11 protein-coding genes are annotated in these 15,101 nt (G+C 72.5%); 6 read left to right on the top strand and 5 right to left on the bottom strand.

The window, feature by feature from the left end; translation table 11 throughout:
* Positions 1 to 53 precede the first annotated feature (53 nt).
* Together smc and ftsY are read left to right on the top strand one after the other, a co-directional pair.
* The gene (gene smc / locus AB0F88_RS33830; RefSeq protein ID WP_362693609.1) at positions 54 to 3,746 is read left to right on the top strand and encodes a chromosome segregation protein SMC; all 3,693 of its coding nucleotides are present in this window, start codon (positions 54 to 56) and stop codon (positions 3,744 to 3,746) included.
* A 338-nt stretch (positions 3,747 to 4,084) separates the two neighbouring features.
* On the top strand, positions 4,085 to 5,272 hold the full coding sequence (ftsY, locus tag AB0F88_RS33825) for a signal recognition particle-docking protein FtsY (RefSeq protein WP_362693606.1): 1,188 nt from the start codon (positions 4,085 to 4,087) through the stop codon (positions 5,270 to 5,272).
* Positions 5,273 to 5,420: 148 nt separating this feature from the next.
* Here ftsY and AB0F88_RS33820 read toward each other — a convergent pair whose 3' ends face one another.
* Genes AB0F88_RS33820 through AB0F88_RS33810 form a run of 3 tightly spaced genes read right to left on the bottom strand, consistent with a single transcriptional unit; the run spans position 5,421 to position 8,352 of the window.
* The gene (locus AB0F88_RS33820) at positions 5,421 to 6,218 is read right to left on the bottom strand and encodes an ABC transporter ATP-binding protein (protein ID WP_362693603.1); all 798 of its coding nucleotides are present in this window, start codon (positions 6,216 to 6,218) and stop codon (positions 5,421 to 5,423) included.
* The gene (locus tag AB0F88_RS33815; protein WP_362693600.1) at positions 6,215 to 7,303 is read right to left on the bottom strand and encodes an iron chelate uptake ABC transporter family permease subunit; all 1,089 of its coding nucleotides are present in this window, start codon (positions 7,301 to 7,303) and stop codon (positions 6,215 to 6,217) included. Before AB0F88_RS33815 ends, AB0F88_RS33820 begins: the two co-directional genes overlap by 4 nt.
* Positions 7,300 to 8,352 (bottom strand): iron ABC transporter permease, encoded by a 1,053-nt coding sequence (locus tag AB0F88_RS33810; protein WP_362693597.1) that lies wholly within the window; start codon positions 8,350 to 8,352, stop codon positions 7,300 to 7,302. Before AB0F88_RS33810 ends, AB0F88_RS33815 begins: the two co-directional genes overlap by 4 nt.
* A gap of 101 nt (positions 8,353 to 8,453) precedes the next feature.
* Between AB0F88_RS33810 and AB0F88_RS33805 the strand changes: the two genes are divergently transcribed.
* Together AB0F88_RS33805 and AB0F88_RS33800 are read left to right on the top strand one after the other, a co-directional pair.
* Positions 8,454 to 9,473, top strand: coding sequence for an iron-siderophore ABC transporter substrate-binding protein (locus AB0F88_RS33805; protein WP_362693594.1), 1,020 nt, complete (start codon positions 8,454 to 8,456; stop codon positions 9,471 to 9,473).
* A gap of 774 nt (positions 9,474 to 10,247) precedes the next feature.
* The gene (locus AB0F88_RS33800; protein ID WP_362693591.1) at positions 10,248 to 10,844 is read left to right on the top strand and encodes a sigma-70 family RNA polymerase sigma factor; all 597 of its coding nucleotides are present in this window, start codon (positions 10,248 to 10,250) and stop codon (positions 10,842 to 10,844) included.
* Positions 10,845 to 11,009: 165 nt separating this feature from the next.
* On the opposite strand, the gene AB0F88_RS33795 is transcribed toward AB0F88_RS33800, so the two are convergent.
* On the bottom strand, positions 11,010 to 11,948 hold the full coding sequence (locus AB0F88_RS33795) for a sensor histidine kinase (protein WP_362693588.1): 939 nt from the start codon (positions 11,946 to 11,948) through the stop codon (positions 11,010 to 11,012).
* Positions 11,949 to 12,007: 59 nt separating this feature from the next.
* Positions 12,008 to 12,871, bottom strand: a complete 864-nt coding sequence (locus AB0F88_RS33790; protein WP_362693585.1) for a DMT family transporter — start codon at positions 12,869 to 12,871, stop codon at positions 12,008 to 12,010.
* Positions 12,872 to 12,929: 58 nt separating this feature from the next.
* Here AB0F88_RS33790 and AB0F88_RS33785 point away from each other — a divergent pair, with 58 nt between their 5' ends.
* Both AB0F88_RS33785 and AB0F88_RS33780 read left to right on the top strand, forming a co-directional pair.
* The gene (locus AB0F88_RS33785) at positions 12,930 to 13,508 is read left to right on the top strand and encodes an XRE family transcriptional regulator (protein WP_362693582.1); all 579 of its coding nucleotides are present in this window, start codon (positions 12,930 to 12,932) and stop codon (positions 13,506 to 13,508) included.
* 310 nt (positions 13,509 to 13,818) lie between these two features.
* Positions 13,819 to 14,925 carry a polysaccharide deacetylase family protein gene (locus AB0F88_RS33780; protein WP_362693579.1) on the top strand — a complete coding sequence of 369 codons (1,107 nt, stop codon included), beginning with the start codon at positions 13,819 to 13,821 and terminating at the stop codon, positions 14,923 to 14,925.
* Positions 14,926 to 15,101: the final 176 nt, after the last annotated feature.

The following is a 15,101-nucleotide window of genomic DNA, read 5'->3' as shown; positions in this document are numbered from 1 at the left end:
CACGGCGTGTGACACGCCGGCCGGAGCGGCCGCGCCGCGAATGGGGGGTTTCGTTGTATCTCAAGACCCTTACCCTGCGCGGGTTCAAATCCTTCGCCTCCGCCACCACGCTCCGGTTCGAACCGGGCATCACCGCCGTCGTCGGCCCCAACGGGTCCGGCAAGTCCAACGTGGTCGACGCCCTGGCCTGGGTGATGGGCGAGCACAGCGCCAAGTCGCTGCGCGGCGGCAAGATGGAGGACGTCATCTTCGCCGGCACCTCCTCGCGGGCCCCGCTGGGACGCGCCGAGGTCACGCTGACCATCGACAACACCGACGGCATGCTCCCGATCGACTACACCGAGGTGACGATCAGCCGCCTGATGTTCCGGGCGGGCCAGAGCGAGTACGCCATCAACGGCGACACCTGCCGCCTGCTCGACATCCAGGAGCTGCTGTCCGACTCCGGCATCGGCCGCGAGATGCACGTCATCGTCGGGCAGGGCCAGCTCGACCAGGTGCTGCACGCGGGGCCCGAGGAGCGCAGGGCGTTCATCGAGGAGGCCGCGGGCGTCCTGAAGCACCGCAAGCGCAAGGAGAAGGCGCTGCGGAAGCTCGACGCCATGCAGGCCAACATGACCCGGGTGCAGGACCTCACCACCGAGCTGCGCCGCCAGCTCAAACCGCTGGGCCGCCAGGCCGAGATCGCCCGCAAGGCCGCCGTCATCCAGGCCGACCTGCGCGACGCCAGGCTCCGGCTGCTCGCCGACGACGTGCTCACCCTGCGGACCACCCTGGAAAGGGAGATGGCCGACGAGGCGGCCGTCCTCACCCGCCGCGCCGCGGTGGAGGTCGAGCTGGAGCAGGGCCAGGTCGCCGAGTCCGAGCTGGAGGCCGCAGAGGCCGAGGCCCAGCCGCGCCTGGCCGCCGCCCAGGAGGCGTTCTTCCGCCTCTCCTCCCTCCGTGAACGCCTCAGGGGCCTGGCCGGGCTCGCCGCCGAACGGCACCGGAACGCCACCGACACCGCCGTGGAGCGGCGCGGGCGCGACCCCGAGGACTTCGAGCGCGAGGCCGAGGAGGTCCGGGAGCAGGAGCGGGTCCTGGCCGAGCTGCTCGAGGGGGAGCGGGAGTCGCTCGCCGGAGCGGTGGCCCGACGCGCCGAGACCGAGGCCGCGCTCGCCGCCGAGGAGCGGAGGCTGGCCGCGGAGGCGAGGGCCGCCGCGGACCGGCGCGAGGGCCTGGCCAGGCTGAGGGGCCAGGCCGGCGCCGCGCGCAGCCGGGCGGGGGCCGCCGAGGAGGAGATCGGCAGGCTGCGGCGTTCGCTGGAGGAGGCCGAGCAGCGAGCCGAGGAGGCCCAGGCCGAACACGACGGCCAGGAGCGTGCCGAGCCGTCCGCCGACCCCGCCCTCGCCGAGGAGCTGGAGATCGCCCTGGAGACGGTCGAGCAGGCCCGGGAGTCCGTCGAGCTGGCCAGGGCCGGGGTCGAGGAGGCCAAGGCGGCCGTCGCGGGCCCGAACTCAGCGCTCGGCGCCGCCAGGGCCGCCCTCGCCGCCGCCCGCAAGACCGACCAGCAGGCGCAGCGCCAGGTGGCCGCTCTCGAGGCCAGGTTCGAGGCGCTGGAGATGGGCCTGGCCGGTGGCGCCGACGGCGCCGCCGCGCTGCTCGCCGCCGACCTGGCCGGGGTGCTCGGCCCGGTGGCGACCATGCTGTCCGTGCGGCCCGGTGCCGAGGTGGCCGTCGCGGCCGTGCTCGGCGCCGCCGCGGAGGCCGTCGCCGTGGAGTCGCTGCAGAGCGCCGCCGACGCGATCGAGTTCCTCAGGGGCCACGACGGCGGCCACGCCACCCTCGTCATCGCCTCGGCCGAGGCGGGGGCGGGGGCGGGCTCGCCAGGCCCGGTGCCGCTGGCCGGAGCCGAGTGGGCGATCGACCTGGTCACGGTCTCCGCCGAGCTGCGGGCCGCCGCCACCCACCTGCTCGCGAACGTGCTGGTCGTGGACGATCTCGCGACCGCGAGGAAGGCGGTCGAGCAGCGCCCGGCGCTGCGGGCCGTCACCCGGTCCGGCGACCTTCTGGGCACCCACACCGCCAAGGGAGGCTCGGCGGGCGGCACCTCCGCGCTCCAGATGCGGGCCGCCCTCGACGAGGCCGCCGCCGACCTGGCCGAGGCCAGGGTCGCCGCCGAGCTGGCGGGAACGGAGCTGGAGGAGACCGCCGAGGCCGAGGCGGAGGCGCAGCTCGCGGTCGAGACCGCCCAGGCGCGGGTCGCCGAGGCGCAGACGGGCGTGCAGAACGCGCAGGCCGGGGTCAACGCGGCACAGGCCGCCCTGGACCGGGTCAGGGCACGGCAGCGTGACGCCGACCAGCAGGTCGCCGCGGTGGCCAAGCGGCTCGCCCGGCTGGGCGCCGCGGCCAAGGCGGCCCGCGACGAGTGCGAGCGCCTGGCCGGGGGCGTACGGGCCGCGGAGGAGGCGCGCGACCGCGACGCGGCCGGCCTCGCCGAGCTGGAGGAGCGGCTCGCCGCGGCCGTCGGCGCCGAGGAGCTGGAGACCGAGCCCACCACCGACCTCCGCGACGAGCTCGCCGAGATCTGCGCGACGGCCAGGCAGGACGAGATGGAGGTCCGCCTCGCCGTACGGACGGCGGAGGAGCGGGTCAGGGGCATCGAGGGCCGGGCCGACGAGCTGACGCGCGCCGCCGAGCGCGAGCGCGAGGAGCGTTCCAGGGCGGCCGAGCGCCGCGAGTGGCGGCGCAGGCAGGCCCGGACGGCCCAGGCGGTCGTCCAGGGCGCCGAGCTGGCGCTGCGCGCGCTGGAGACCTCCCTGGGGGCCGCCGCCGGCGAGCGCGACGAGGCCGACCGGGCGCGCGGGCAGATCGACGCCTCTCTCAAGGCCGTCAGGATCCGCGTCCGGGAGCTTTCCGGCGAGCTGGACAAGCTGGTCAACCGGGCGCACGGCAGCGAGGTGGCCCGTACCGAGCAGCGGCTCCGGCTGGAGCAGCTGGAGGGCCGGGCGGTGGAGGAGTACGGCGTCGAGGCCGACACCCTCATCGCCGAGTACGGCCCCGGCGAGCCGATCCCGACGGCCGACGGCGATCCCGTCCCCTACGACCGCGACGAGCAGCTCAAGCGGGCCAGGGCGGCCGACCGCCAGATGGCCCAGCTCGGCAAGGTCAACCCGCTCGCGCTCGAGGAGTTCGCGGCGCTCGAGGAGCGGCACTCGTTCCTCACCTCGCAGCTGGAGGACCTCAAGAAGACCCGCCGCGACCTGCTGCTGGTGGTCAAGGAGGTCGACGACCGGGTCGAGCAGGTCTTCGGCGCCGCCTTCGCGGACGTGGCCCGCGAGTTCGAGACGATCTTCACGCGGGTGTTCCCCGGCGGCGAGGGCAGGCTGCTGCTCACCGACCCGGAGAACATGCTGACCACCGGCGTCGAGGTCGAGGCCCGGCCGCCGGGCAAGAAGGTCAAGCGCCTGTCGCTGCTGTCGGGCGGCGAGCGGTCGCTGACCGCGGTGGCGTTCCTCGTGTCCATCTTCAAGGCGCGCCCCTCGCCGTTCTACGTGATGGACGAGGTCGAGGCCGCGCTGGACGACACCAACACCCAGCGCCTGCTCACCCTCTTCGAGGAGCTCCGGCAGACCTCGCAGATCATCATCATCACCCACCAGAAGCGCACCATGGAGATCGCCGACGCGCTGTACGGCGTGTCGATGCGCGGGGACGGCGTCACCCAGGTCATCAGCCAGCGCCTGAGGGAACACGAGTCCGTCTGAGCCGTCGAGGGACCGGGGATCTCGGGGGACCGGGGATCTCGGGGGATCCGGGATCCGCGCCGTTACCCGGGGGAGGCGGATCCTCGGGGGAGCGGGAGTCCGCGGGTTCGCGAGGTCGAAGGGGGGACGGTTCTTCGGGGCGCGCGGGTTCGCGCGGTCGAAGGGGAGCGGTTCTTCGGGGGAGCGGGAGTCCGTGGATTCGCGAGGTCGAAGAGGGGCGGTTCTTCGGGGCGCGCGGGTTCGCGAGGTCGAATGGTGGCCGCCGGTGAAAGACCGCGAGCCGGTCCGGAGCACCGGGGTGTCGGAGCATCCCGGGGCGTCTGGAAAACTGTGCTCTTGTGGAAGCCTATCTCGGCATAATCGCGATCATCGTCGTCATCGCCCTGTTGGCGGCGGGCGGCATGCTCCTGCTGTTCAGGTCGGGGGGCAAGACCGCGCCGCCGCGGGTCGAACCGCCACAGGCGCCGTCGATCCCCAAGGAGGCGCAGGCCCCGGGCCGGGGCACGGTCGTGGACGACGACGCGTCGACGACCACCGTGCCGCCGCCGGCCAAGCCGGTGGAGCCGGCGGAGGTCACCGTCGCCCCGGTGATCGAGGTTCCGCCGCCGTCCGCCGGACGGATGGTGCGACTCCGCGCCCGCCTGGCCCGGTCACAGAGCACCCTGGGCAAGGGGCTCCTGGAGCTGCTCTCCCGCGACCGTCTGGACGACGACGCCTGGGACGAGATCGAGGAGACCCTGATCACCGCCGACGTCGGCGTGACGCCGACCCGGGCGATGGTCGAGGAGCTGCGCACCCGGGTGAAGGTGCTGGGCAGCCGGACGCCCGAGGAGGCGCGCGTCCTGCTCAGGGAGCAGCTGCTCGCCCAGATCGGCGTCGACCTGGACCGTACGCTGCACGTCACGCCGCACGGCGAGCGTCCCGCGGTGGTCCTCGTGGTCGGCGTCAACGGCACCGGCAAGACCACCACCACCGGCAAGCTGGCACGCGTCCTCATCGGTGACGGCGGCAAGGTCGTGCTGGGCGCCGCCGACACCTTCCGCGCCGCCGCCGCCGACCAGCTGCAGACCTGGGGAGACCGCGTCGGGGCCGCGGTCGTACGCGGTCCCGAGGGCGGCGACCCCGCCTCGGTGGCCTTCGACGCCGTGGCCGAGGGCATCAGGGAGAAGGCCGACGTGGTGATCGTCGACACCGCGGGGCGGCTGCACACCAAGACCGGCCTGATGGACGAGCTCGGCAAGGTCAAGCGTGTCATCGAGAAGAAGGCCACGGTCGACGAGGTCCTGCTCGTCCTCGACGCCACCACGGGCCAGAACGGGATGCGCCAGGCCCAGGTGTTCGCCGAGGTCGTCAACATCACCGGTATCGCCCTGACCAAGCTCGACGGCACCGCCAAGGGCGGCATCATCATCTCCGTCCAGCGCGAGCTGGGCGTCCCGGTCAAGCTGGTGGGTCTCGGCGAGGGACCCGACGACCTGGCGCCGTTCGACCCCGAGGTCTTCGTGGACGCGCTCCTCGGAGACTGAGCCCGTCCCGCCCGTCCCGCCCCGCCGTCCGTTCCGCCCCGCCGTCCGTTCCGCCCCGCCGTCCGTTCCGCCCCGCCGTCGGTTCGGGGCGTCGCGGGCGGTACGGCTGGGCCCGCCCCGGCGGACGCCCTCGGGCGGATGCGGACGGTCAGCGCGAGGGCTGCCGGGACAGCGGGCCGATGGGGATGACCAGCGGGGTGCCGGCCACCGGATCCTCGATGACCTTCGCGTCCAGTTCGAAGACCTCCGCCAGCAGGGCCTCGGTGAGCACCTCGGCCGGAGGGCCCGCGGCGACGACCTTGCCGTCCCGCATGGCCACCAGGCGGCCGGCGTAGCGGGCGGCGAGGTTGAGGTCGTGCAGGACCATCACCACGGTGCGGTCCAGCTCCCCGTGGAGCCTGCGCACCAGCTCCAGCACCTCGATCTGGTGGGCCAGGTCGAGGAAGGTCGTCGGCTCATCGAGGAGCAGCAGGTCGGTGCCCTGGGCGAGGGCCATGGAGATCCACGCCCGCTGCCGCTGCCCGCCGGACAGCTCGTCCAGCGGACGGTCGCCCAGGTCGAGCAGGCCGGTCATGGCCAGGGCCTCGCCGACCGCGGACTCGTCGTCGGAGGACCACTGGCGGTACCAGGTCTGGTGCGGGTGCCGTCCCCTGGCGACGAGGTCGGCGACGGTCAGTCCCTCGGGTGCCGACGGCGCCTGCGGCAGCACGCCCAGGACCCTGGCGACCTCCTTGGAGGGCATCCTGTCGATGCGCTTGCCGTCGAGCAGCACCTCGCCGCCCGACGGCTTGAGCAGCCGCCCCAGGGCGCGCAGCAGCGTGGACTTGCCGCACCCGTTCGGCCCGATGATCGTGGTCACCGTCCCGGTCTCGATCCCGAGGTCGAGACCGTCGACGACCACGCGATCCCCGTACCCCAGTTTGACGTCGACGGCTTGCAGCCTCACTGGCGGGCCTCTCTGCGTGCACGGATGAGGAGATAGATCAGGTACGGGGCGCCGAGGACCGCGGTGACCACACCCACCGGCAGCTCGATCGGGGTGAACGCGGTCCGGGAGATCAGGTCGGCGCCGGTGGTGAGGGCCGCGCCCGCGAGGGCCGAGACGACCAGCGGCGGCTGTGCCACTCCCGCCAGGCGCAGCGCGATCTGCGGGGCGGCCAGGGCGACGAACGCGATCGGCCCGGCAGAGGCGGTCGCCGTCGCCGCGAGCAGCACGGCCGCGAGGATGAGCACGCCCCTGGCGAGGTTCATCCGTACGCCCAGGCCGGTCACGGTGTCGTCGCCGAAGCGCAGCGCGCTCAGCGAGCGGGTGCCGAGCAGTGTCGCCGGGACGAGGACGGCGAGCGCGATCGCGACCGGCACCACGTGCTCCCAGCCCCGGCCGTGCAGCGAGCCGCTGATCCAGACCAGGGCCCGGCTGCTGTCGTTGACGTCGCCGACGGTCAGCAGCCAGTACTTGAGGTTGGTGCAGACGGCCGAGACGCCGATGCCGACCAGGACCAGCCGGTAGCCGTCCAGGCCGTTGCGCCAGGCCAGCAGGTAGACGGCGAGCGCGCCGGCCAGGCCGCCCAGCAGGGCCACGAGGGGGACGCCCACCTCGGCGAGGGCGCCGCTGGTGCCGCCCCAGGTGTTTCCCGCCGCCACGATGACCGCGACCACGGTCACGCTGGCGCCGGTGGTGACGCCCAGGATGTCGGGGCTGGCCAGCGGGTTGCGGGCGATGGCCTGGGTGATCGCCCCGGCCAGGGCGAGCGCCGCGCCGACGAGGGCGCCGGTCAGCGCGCGGGGGAGCCGGAGCTCCATGATCACGAAATGGTCGGGCCCGTCGCCGGTGAGCGCGCGAAGGACGTCGAGGACGCTCATCGGGATGTCGCCGAGCCGCATGTCGAGTGCCATGAACAGCGCCGTGGTGGCCAGCAGGACCAGTGCCGCGACGGCGGAGCGCGGCCGGAGCGGCCAGGAGGCGGGGCCGACGCGCAGCGCCCGCCTTTCGGCGGACGGTCTCGACGAGGGCGCGGTGGAGGTGGTCACAGCCGCACCGGCTTCCTGCGTCGTACCAGGACGATGAAGAACGGCGCCCCGGCGAGGGCGAGGACCACGCCCACCTCCAGCTCACCGGGGAAGGCCACCACGCGGCCGATGACGTCGGCGAGGAGCAGGGCCGCGGCGCCCGCCAGGCCCGAGTACGGCAGCAGCCAGCGGTGGTCGGGGCCCGAGAGCGGCCGGGTCAGGTGCGGCACGACCAGACCGATGAAGGCCAGCGCGCCGCAGGCCGCCACGGAGGCGCCGCTGAGCAGGGTGATGGCGGCGATGCCGACGGCGCGGGTCAGGGTGATGTTCTGGCCGAGCGCGCGGGCGACGTCCTCGCCGAGGGAGAGAGCGTTCAGGCCGGGCGCGTTGACCAGGGCCAGGACCAGGCCGGCGGCGATGAAGGGGAGCACCTGCCAGGCCACGTCCGCGCCCCTGGCCGCGATGGAGCCCGACTGCCAGAAGCGGAAGACGTCCATGGCCTGCTCGTCCAGGAGGACCAGCGCCGAGGTGAGCCCGTACAGGAACGCGCTGACCGCGGTGCCCGCGAGGGCCAGGGTCACCGGGGTGGGGCCGCCCCTGCCGCCGGCCATGCCGAGGGCGAACACCCCCGCGCTGGCGAGGAGGGCCCCGGCGAGACCGAACCAGATGTAGCCGTACGGGGTGGTGACGCCCAGGACGATGATGCTGAGGACCATCGCGAACGCCGCCCCCTGGGTGACGCCGAGCAGTCCCGGGTCGGCCAGCGGGTTGCGGGTGTGGCCCTGCATGAGGGCGCCCGCGACGCCGAGGGCGATCCCGGCCATGACGCCGATGGCGGTCCTGGGGACCCGCAGCGATCGGACGACGATGTCGTTCTCGGTGCCGGTGGGGCCGGTGAGCGCGTGCCAGACGTCGCCGGGAGGGACCGGTTTGGCACCGAACGCGAGGCTCAGCGCGACCGCCACCACGAGGACGGCGAGCAATCCGGCCAGGACGAAAAGGCGGTGCCGGTGGGTTTTTCTGAGACCCGCCCCGGGGGCGGGCCGCGAGACGACCACCGCGTTGATCACCTGACCTCCTCTTTTCTCGCCGGACCCGGGATGAGTATGTCAGTTTAGGTATAGCTAAGCTAAATAAGGTTGGCCTTAATTTGGTGAGAGGATCCATGAAGATGAGAGCGTTGCGCGCCCTGGCCCTCGGGGTGGCGGGAGTGGTGCTGTCCGGCGGTCTCGCCGCCTGCGGTTCGAGCACCTCCGGTACCGCCGGGGAGACCTCCGGCACCGCGGGCGCGTCCGCGGCTCCCGCGGTGAGCGACGCTGCGGCGTTCCCCCGGACGGTGAAGCACGTCATGGGAGAGACCGAGATCCCGGCCCAGCCCAAGCGGGTCGTGGCCCTCGACCAGAGCTTCGTCGACGCGGTGCTGACCCTGGAGACCGACGTCGTGGGCTTCACCAGTTACCGGACGCTGAAGGACAAGCTTCCCGACTATCTGACCCCGGTCCTCGGCCACGCCAAGGAGGCCACGTCGGTCGGGACCCTGGAGCAGCCGAGCCTGGAGCGGATCGTCGCGCTCAAGCCCGACCTGATCGTCTCCGCCAAGATCCGCCACGAGGCGCTGTACGACAAGCTGTCGCAGATCGCGCCGACGGTCTTCAGCGAGACCACCGGGGCCATCTGGAAGGACAACCTCAAGCTCGTGGGCGAGGCCCTGGGCAAGGAGGACCTCGCCGAGCGGAAGCTCAAGGAGTACCAGGACCGCGCCGCCAAGATCGGCGAGTCCATCAAGGCCAAGGACGGCGAGCTGCCCACCGTCTCCGTCGCCCGGTTCGCGGGCGAGCCGACCGTCCGCCTGTACGTGGAGAACTCCTACTCGGGCCTGGTGCTGAAGGACGTCGGTTTCCCGCGTCCCGAGGACCAGCCGACCGTGACCGACACCGTCATGGTCCCGATCAGCCAGGAGAACATCTCCCAGCTGGACGCCGAGCACATCTTCGTCTCGGCCTACGAGGACCCGGCGGTCGACTCGGGCAAGGAGAAGTTCGAGGCCAACCCGCTGTGGGGCAGGCTCAAGGGCGTCAAGCACGACGTCAACGACACCACCTGGATGACCGCCGTCGGCATCCAGGGGGCGCACTCCATCCTCGACGACCTGGCGAAGTTCTTCGAGGTCGACCCGGCGAAGGCCGCCTGACCTCCGCCTGACCTCCGCCGGATCCGCCCGGCACCCTTCACCCGTATCCCCGCCCGGCGCCTACCCGTATCCCTGCCCGCTGCGTGATCACCGGCGGGCCCGCGAGCCGCGACAGGCACCGGCGGGCCCGCGAGCCGCGACAGGCGTCGCTTGTCGCGGCCGCGCCGTCGAAGGACCGCGCGACCGCGACCGGCGGGCGGCTCCAGCCGTCTGGCGGGCCGTGGGAGGCCGTCTGCCGGGCGGTGGGGAGCCGCGGGGAGGCCGTCTGCCGGGCGGTGGGGACCGTCTACCGGGCGGTAGGGGGAAGGGGGCCGGGTGATGGCGCCCGGGTGAACCGCACAGGGGTGCCGGCCCGTCTCTTGAGAAGGAGATTAAGTCCCCAACACGTGGGAAGCGGGGAGACGTGGAGATGGGTGTCGGAGTTTCTCAGGGCGCGGGCCCCGACCTGGCGGCGGGCTCGGGCCATCCGGTGACGGGTTTCGGGGGGGTGGCGAGCGGCGTTTTTCCCAACCCCAAAGGTGCCCCTACCTGGGCGTATGTGATGATGGACACACCTTCTACCGAATCTGGGGAACGATGTTACGATACTGAGACTTGTCCGGCTGTAGAGCGTGTCGCACCCGCCGTTGGCGCAGCCACAGATCAGTCCCCTGACCACGTAGAGCTTTTAACGGCCCCCTTACAAGGTGCCTGCGAGCATCGAGTACGCCGTCAGAAAGGGTGCGTCGTACCTTTGCCGGGCGGTAATGGGGGGAAGAGCACGAGGGGGGTCCAATGATCACGATGACGGAAGAGCAGCGCCAGGATTGGTTCGAGCGTGACGTCGTGCCGGTCACCAGCCAGCTTTACGCGTCCGCGATGCGTCTGACCCGCAACACCGCCGACGCCGAGGACCTGGTCCAGGAGACCGTCACCAAGGCCTTCACCTCGTATCACCAGTTCCGTGAGGGCACCAACCTCAAGGCGTGGCTGCACCGCATCCTGACCAACAACTTCATCAACGACTACCGCAAGAAGCAGCGCTCGCCCAAGCTCTCGGCCACCGAGGAGATCGAGGACTGGCAGCTCGCCGCCGCCGAGTCCCACATGTCCAGCGGTCTCAAGTCCGCCGAGACCGAGGCTCTGGAGCAGCTGCCCGACAGCGCGGTCATGAACGCCCTGCGCGCCCTGCCCGAGGACTTCCGGGTCGCCGTCTACCTGGCGGACGTCGAGGGCTTCGCCTACAAGGAGATCGCCGAGCGGATGGGCACCCCCATCGGCACGGTCATGTCCCGCCTCCACCGGGGCCGGCGCCAGCTCCGCACCATGCTCGAGGACTACGCCCGCGAGGAGGGTGGCCTCCGCGTGTCCGAGGAGGTCCAGGCCGCCTGACCCCCTTCCCTCTCCCGCCCCCGTCTTTCCCGCTTCGCGTACGGCCCGCGCCCGCTTCGGGTGCGGGCCGCACGCGCACCCGGGGTCTCCCCGCCGGCGGGGACGGCTTCACGCGCGGGCCGTACGCGCGCGAGCGGCGGACGTTCCCGTCCCGGCGGGGGACGGTCACTCCAGCGTCATGTGGAGCCTGACCCTGAGCTCGCCGTCCACGCCGCGTACCTGCACCAGGTCACAGAGCTGGCGGCTGATCCAGAGCCCGTACCCGCGCGGCGACCCGGGCTCGGGCGGGAGGTAGCCGGGCAGCGGGACGTCCAGGTCGCCGCCGCCGGAGTCGGCGATCTCGCACACGATCTCGCCGTCGGCCGCCCAGATGGTCGCCCGGCCGTGTCCCGCCCCGTGCTCCACGCTGTTGGCCGCCATCTCCGAGACGCTCAGCACGAGCGAGGCGACCAGGTCGTGCCTCATGCCCACCCGGTGCGCGTGGTCGGTGACGAGCGCGCGCAGCCGTCCCAGCTCCTCCAGGGTGAAGTCGGTGACCACCGCGGACGGGGGCGGGCCGGGGAGGGGGAGGTCGTCCCCCGGCAGCGCGAACCGCTCCGGGGAGACGTAGCGGTCGCTCCGCCGCAGGCCGGCGCCGCTCAGCTCCGTGGGGTGGGTGCGCGGGACGTGGTCGAGCGCCAGCGTCTCGTCGTACAGGCACCACAGGCTGACCGGGATCCCGGCGAAGGCGGCGTTGAGCACCGACTCGTAGCGGATCCACTCGCGGGCCTGCCGCTCGGTCCAGCCCGACCACACCGGCTCCCCGAGGACCAGCGGCCGCTCCCGCTGCCGGATGTAGTCGTGGAAGGCGGCGAGGGTCCGCGTCGGGTGGGCGTACCACCTCCCGGCGAGGCGGCGGTCGATGAGACGGGCGTCCGTGCCGAAGGCGTCACCGATCAGGTCGAGCCCGCGCTCGCCCGCGACGACCAGGATCCGCCGGCCCTCGCGGAGGGCGCCGGCGATCAGGGGCTGGACGAGTCTCAGGAAACCGGAATCGGAACCGTACGCGACAGCGGTGTGCGCGAACGGCCCGCCGGAGTCGAGGAACGCCCGCTCGGGCTGCACGGGGATGACCGTAACAAGCGTCCGCCCCCAACACAACAGAGTCAGTTCGCGACATCGTGTCAACCGGACGCGATCAGCGCGACCGCGGCGAGAGTGAAGCCGATTCCCACCACCTGCACCGTGTTGAGCCTTTCCCCCAGGAAATGACGGGCGAGCAGCAGGGTGCTCGCCGGATAGAGCGAGACCAGGACGGCGACGAGGCTGAGCATGCCGCGCTGCTGGGCGAGCATGAAGAGCACGTTGGCGGCCATGTCGAGCACCCCGGCCGCGAAGATGACGCGCAGCGTGCCGGGTCCGGGGCGCAGGGCCCGGCCGGTGGTCAGGGCCAGCAGGGCGATGAAGACGACCGAGGTCAGGCGCGCTCCGAGCAGTGGCCACATGCCGCCGTCCACCGGAGCCTGGGCGATGATGACGAAGAAGCCGCCGAAACCCGCGCCCGCGGCGAGCGAGGTCAGGATCGGGCCGTACCCCCGGGTGGCCTGCCTGTCCGAGGAGCCGCGGCTCACCAGCAGGACCGCCAGCAGCGCGAGGACCACCCCGCCCAGCGCGACCGGCTCCGGGCGCTCCCCGACGGCCAGCCCGAACAGCACGGGCAGCGCCGCCGAGACGGTCGCGGTGATCGGCGCGACCACCGACATCACGCCGGTGGCCAGCGCCCGGTAGAACAGCACGATTCCCGCCGTGCCGCAGAGCCCGGAGACCGCGCCCCAGACGAGGGCCGCGGCCGTGGGTCTCTCCGGCAGGAACGGCAGCAGCGCGGCGATCACGACCAGTCCGGCGACCTGCGAGAGGACCACCACCGCGAGCACCCGCGACCGGCGGGTGGCCAGACCGCCGAGGAAGTCCGCGGTGCCGTACACCAGCGCGCAGGCAGTCGCCAGCACCACAGCCGTCACGTTCCACCTCGGTTCAATAGACTGCACTGGTAGGACAATATATGAAGTGCAATGGAGTGCAAAACGAGTTCACTAGACTGAACTCATGGATCCAGAGACGATCACCGCCGCGGTCGCCAACAACGTGCGGGCACAGCGGGCGCACCGGCAGATGACCCTCGACGAGCTCGCCGCGCGCTCGGGAGTGAGCCGGGGCATGCTCGTCCAGGTCGAGCAGGGCAGGACGAACCCGAGCATCAGCACGCTCACCCGCATCGCCGACGCGCTCGGGGTGACCGTCGCGCGGATGGTGGAGGTCTCCGACACGCCCGTGGTACGGGTGGTCAGCGGTGCCGACGTCGTCACCTTCCCGCACGGGAAGTCCAGCACCGCGCGGCTGCTGGTCGGCACCGACGCGCCCGCCATCCTGGAGCTGTGGGACTGGCGGCTGGCCCCCGGTGACCATCACGACGGCGACGCCCACCCCCCGGGCACGCGCGAGATGCTGACCGTCCTCGAGGGGCGTCTCACCCTTTCCGTGTACGGCAAGAGCCACCTCGCGGAGGCGGGCGACGCGGTCGTGTTCAGCGCCGACCGGCCGCACAGGTACGCCAACGAGGGGGACACGCCGCTGCGGTTCATGATGGTCGTGACCGAACCCCGGGAGACGCCCGACCGCTCCTGACGCTTCTGGCGCTTCTGGCGGTTCTGGCGGTTCTGAGGGGACGTGTGACCCGCGACCGTCCCCTTCGTCTTCGAGGGACGTCACTCCTCTTTGAGGGACGTCACCGACCTCCTGCCTCCGGAAGGCGCCACCGATGTCTCCGGGAGACGCCACCGAATCGCCCGCCTGACTTGGGAGCTTTAAAGCTTTAACTGGCCGCATCGGATGAGACATGGCCACCAGGGTGCGCATCTCGCCGGATGTGGCGTGAAGTGGCGCGTCGGTACGGGCAATCGGCCGTTGATGTCCCATCCTGGTGGAATACCCGGTCATGATCTTGCGGGGGGACCCGGCCGGGCCGCTCGCCGTCCCCGTGGCGCTTTCGGGGGGAAGCATGCGGGTGTGGCGGGTGTGGGTCGTGCCGGTGGCGTCGCTGTTCGCGATCTGGGGCTGCACCTCCCCGATCGCCCTGGTGGGATCGGTGGAACCGGCGACCGTGACACCCGCCGTCCTCGCGGGGCCCGCCGGGTTCGAGGAATTCGAGAAACCCGCGGCGACCGGCGGCCGCGTCCCTGAGGCGCCCCCTCCCCCTGACGTGTCCGCCGCCCCCGGCGCGGACGCCGCCCCCGGTGCGGGTGTCCGGCCCGTGCCCGCCGCGCCTGACGGGTCCGTGGCCGTGGCCGGCGCTCCCCCCGGCGGTGAACCCTCGTCGTACGCCCCCGCGCGGTCCGTCCCCGCCCCTGCGGCCGCCCCCGGGCTCGGACCCGGCGCGATACGGTCGCACTGGGCGCGGGACGACCTTCCCGTCTCTCCCCGGGCGCGCCGGATCGACTGCGAGCGGATCAGGTGTGTGGCGCTGACCTTCGACGACGGGCCGGGGGCCTACACCGAGCCGTTGCTCGACATCCTCGCCGGGCACCGGGCCAGGGCAACCTTCTTCGTCGTCGGGCGCATGGCCTTCGGGGACGGCGAGAGCACCCTGCGCAGGATGGTGGCCGAGGGGCACGAGCTGGGCAACCACACCTGGGACCATCCGCAGCTGCCCCTGCTGTCACAGGCCGCGATCAGGGAGGAACTGGGCCGTACCCAGTGGCTCGTCAAGCGGGCGACCGGGGTCACGATGATCCTCATGCGCCCGCCGTACGGGCTGACCGACTCCAGGGTCGCCGCCGAGAGCCGCCAGCTGGGGCTCGCCCAGATCCTGTGGGACGTCGACACGCTCGACTGGCGTGACCAGGACCCCTCGGTCGTCGCCCGGCGCGCGACCGAGGCCGGGCCGGGTTCCATCGTGCTGATGCACGACATCCACCGTTCCACGGTCCAGGCCGTTCCCCGGCTGCTGGACGAGTTCGCCACCAGGGGCTACCGGTTCGTGACGCTGTCCGAGCTGTACGGTGGGCGTCCCGCGCCGGGGAGGAAGTACTACGGCAGCCCTTGACGGACGCGGCGGGCCCGCTCCCGCGCCCGGCCGCAGAAGCCCGGCCGGAGAACCCGGCGGAAAGCCTGGCTGGAGGATCTTGCTGGAGGGCCGGTCGAGCGCCCGGTCGGAGAACTGGTGGAGAACTGGTGAGAGGGCCGGTGAAGGGCTCGCTCGAAGGGTCGGTGGGAGACCGG

Origin of the sequence: Streptosporangium sp. NPDC023963, assembly GCF_040639135.1 — a bacterium.
In the GTDB taxonomy this organism is placed as follows: domain Bacteria; phylum Actinomycetota; class Actinomycetes; order Streptosporangiales; family Streptosporangiaceae; genus Streptosporangium.
The sequence above is the reverse complement of the archived record's forward strand: the minus strand, read 5'-3'. Positions and strand labels throughout refer to the sequence as shown.

Bases quoted from the DNA above. Each gene is read 5' to 3' on its own strand.
- AB0F88_RS33805 (WP_362693594.1), top strand. From the start codon at position 8,454: ATGAGAGCGTTGCGCGCCCTGGCCCTCGGGGTGGCGGGAGTGGTGCTG.
- AB0F88_RS33780 (WP_362693579.1), top strand. From the start codon at position 13,819: ATGATCTTGCGGGGGGACCCGGCCGGGCCGCTCGCCGTCCCCGTGGCG.
- AB0F88_RS33785 (WP_362693582.1), top strand. From the start codon at position 12,930: ATGGATCCAGAGACGATCACCGCCGCGGTCGCCAACAACGTGCGGGCA.
- AB0F88_RS33800 (WP_362693591.1), top strand. From the start codon at position 10,248: ATGATCACGATGACGGAAGAGCAGCGCCAGGATTGGTTCGAGCGTGAC.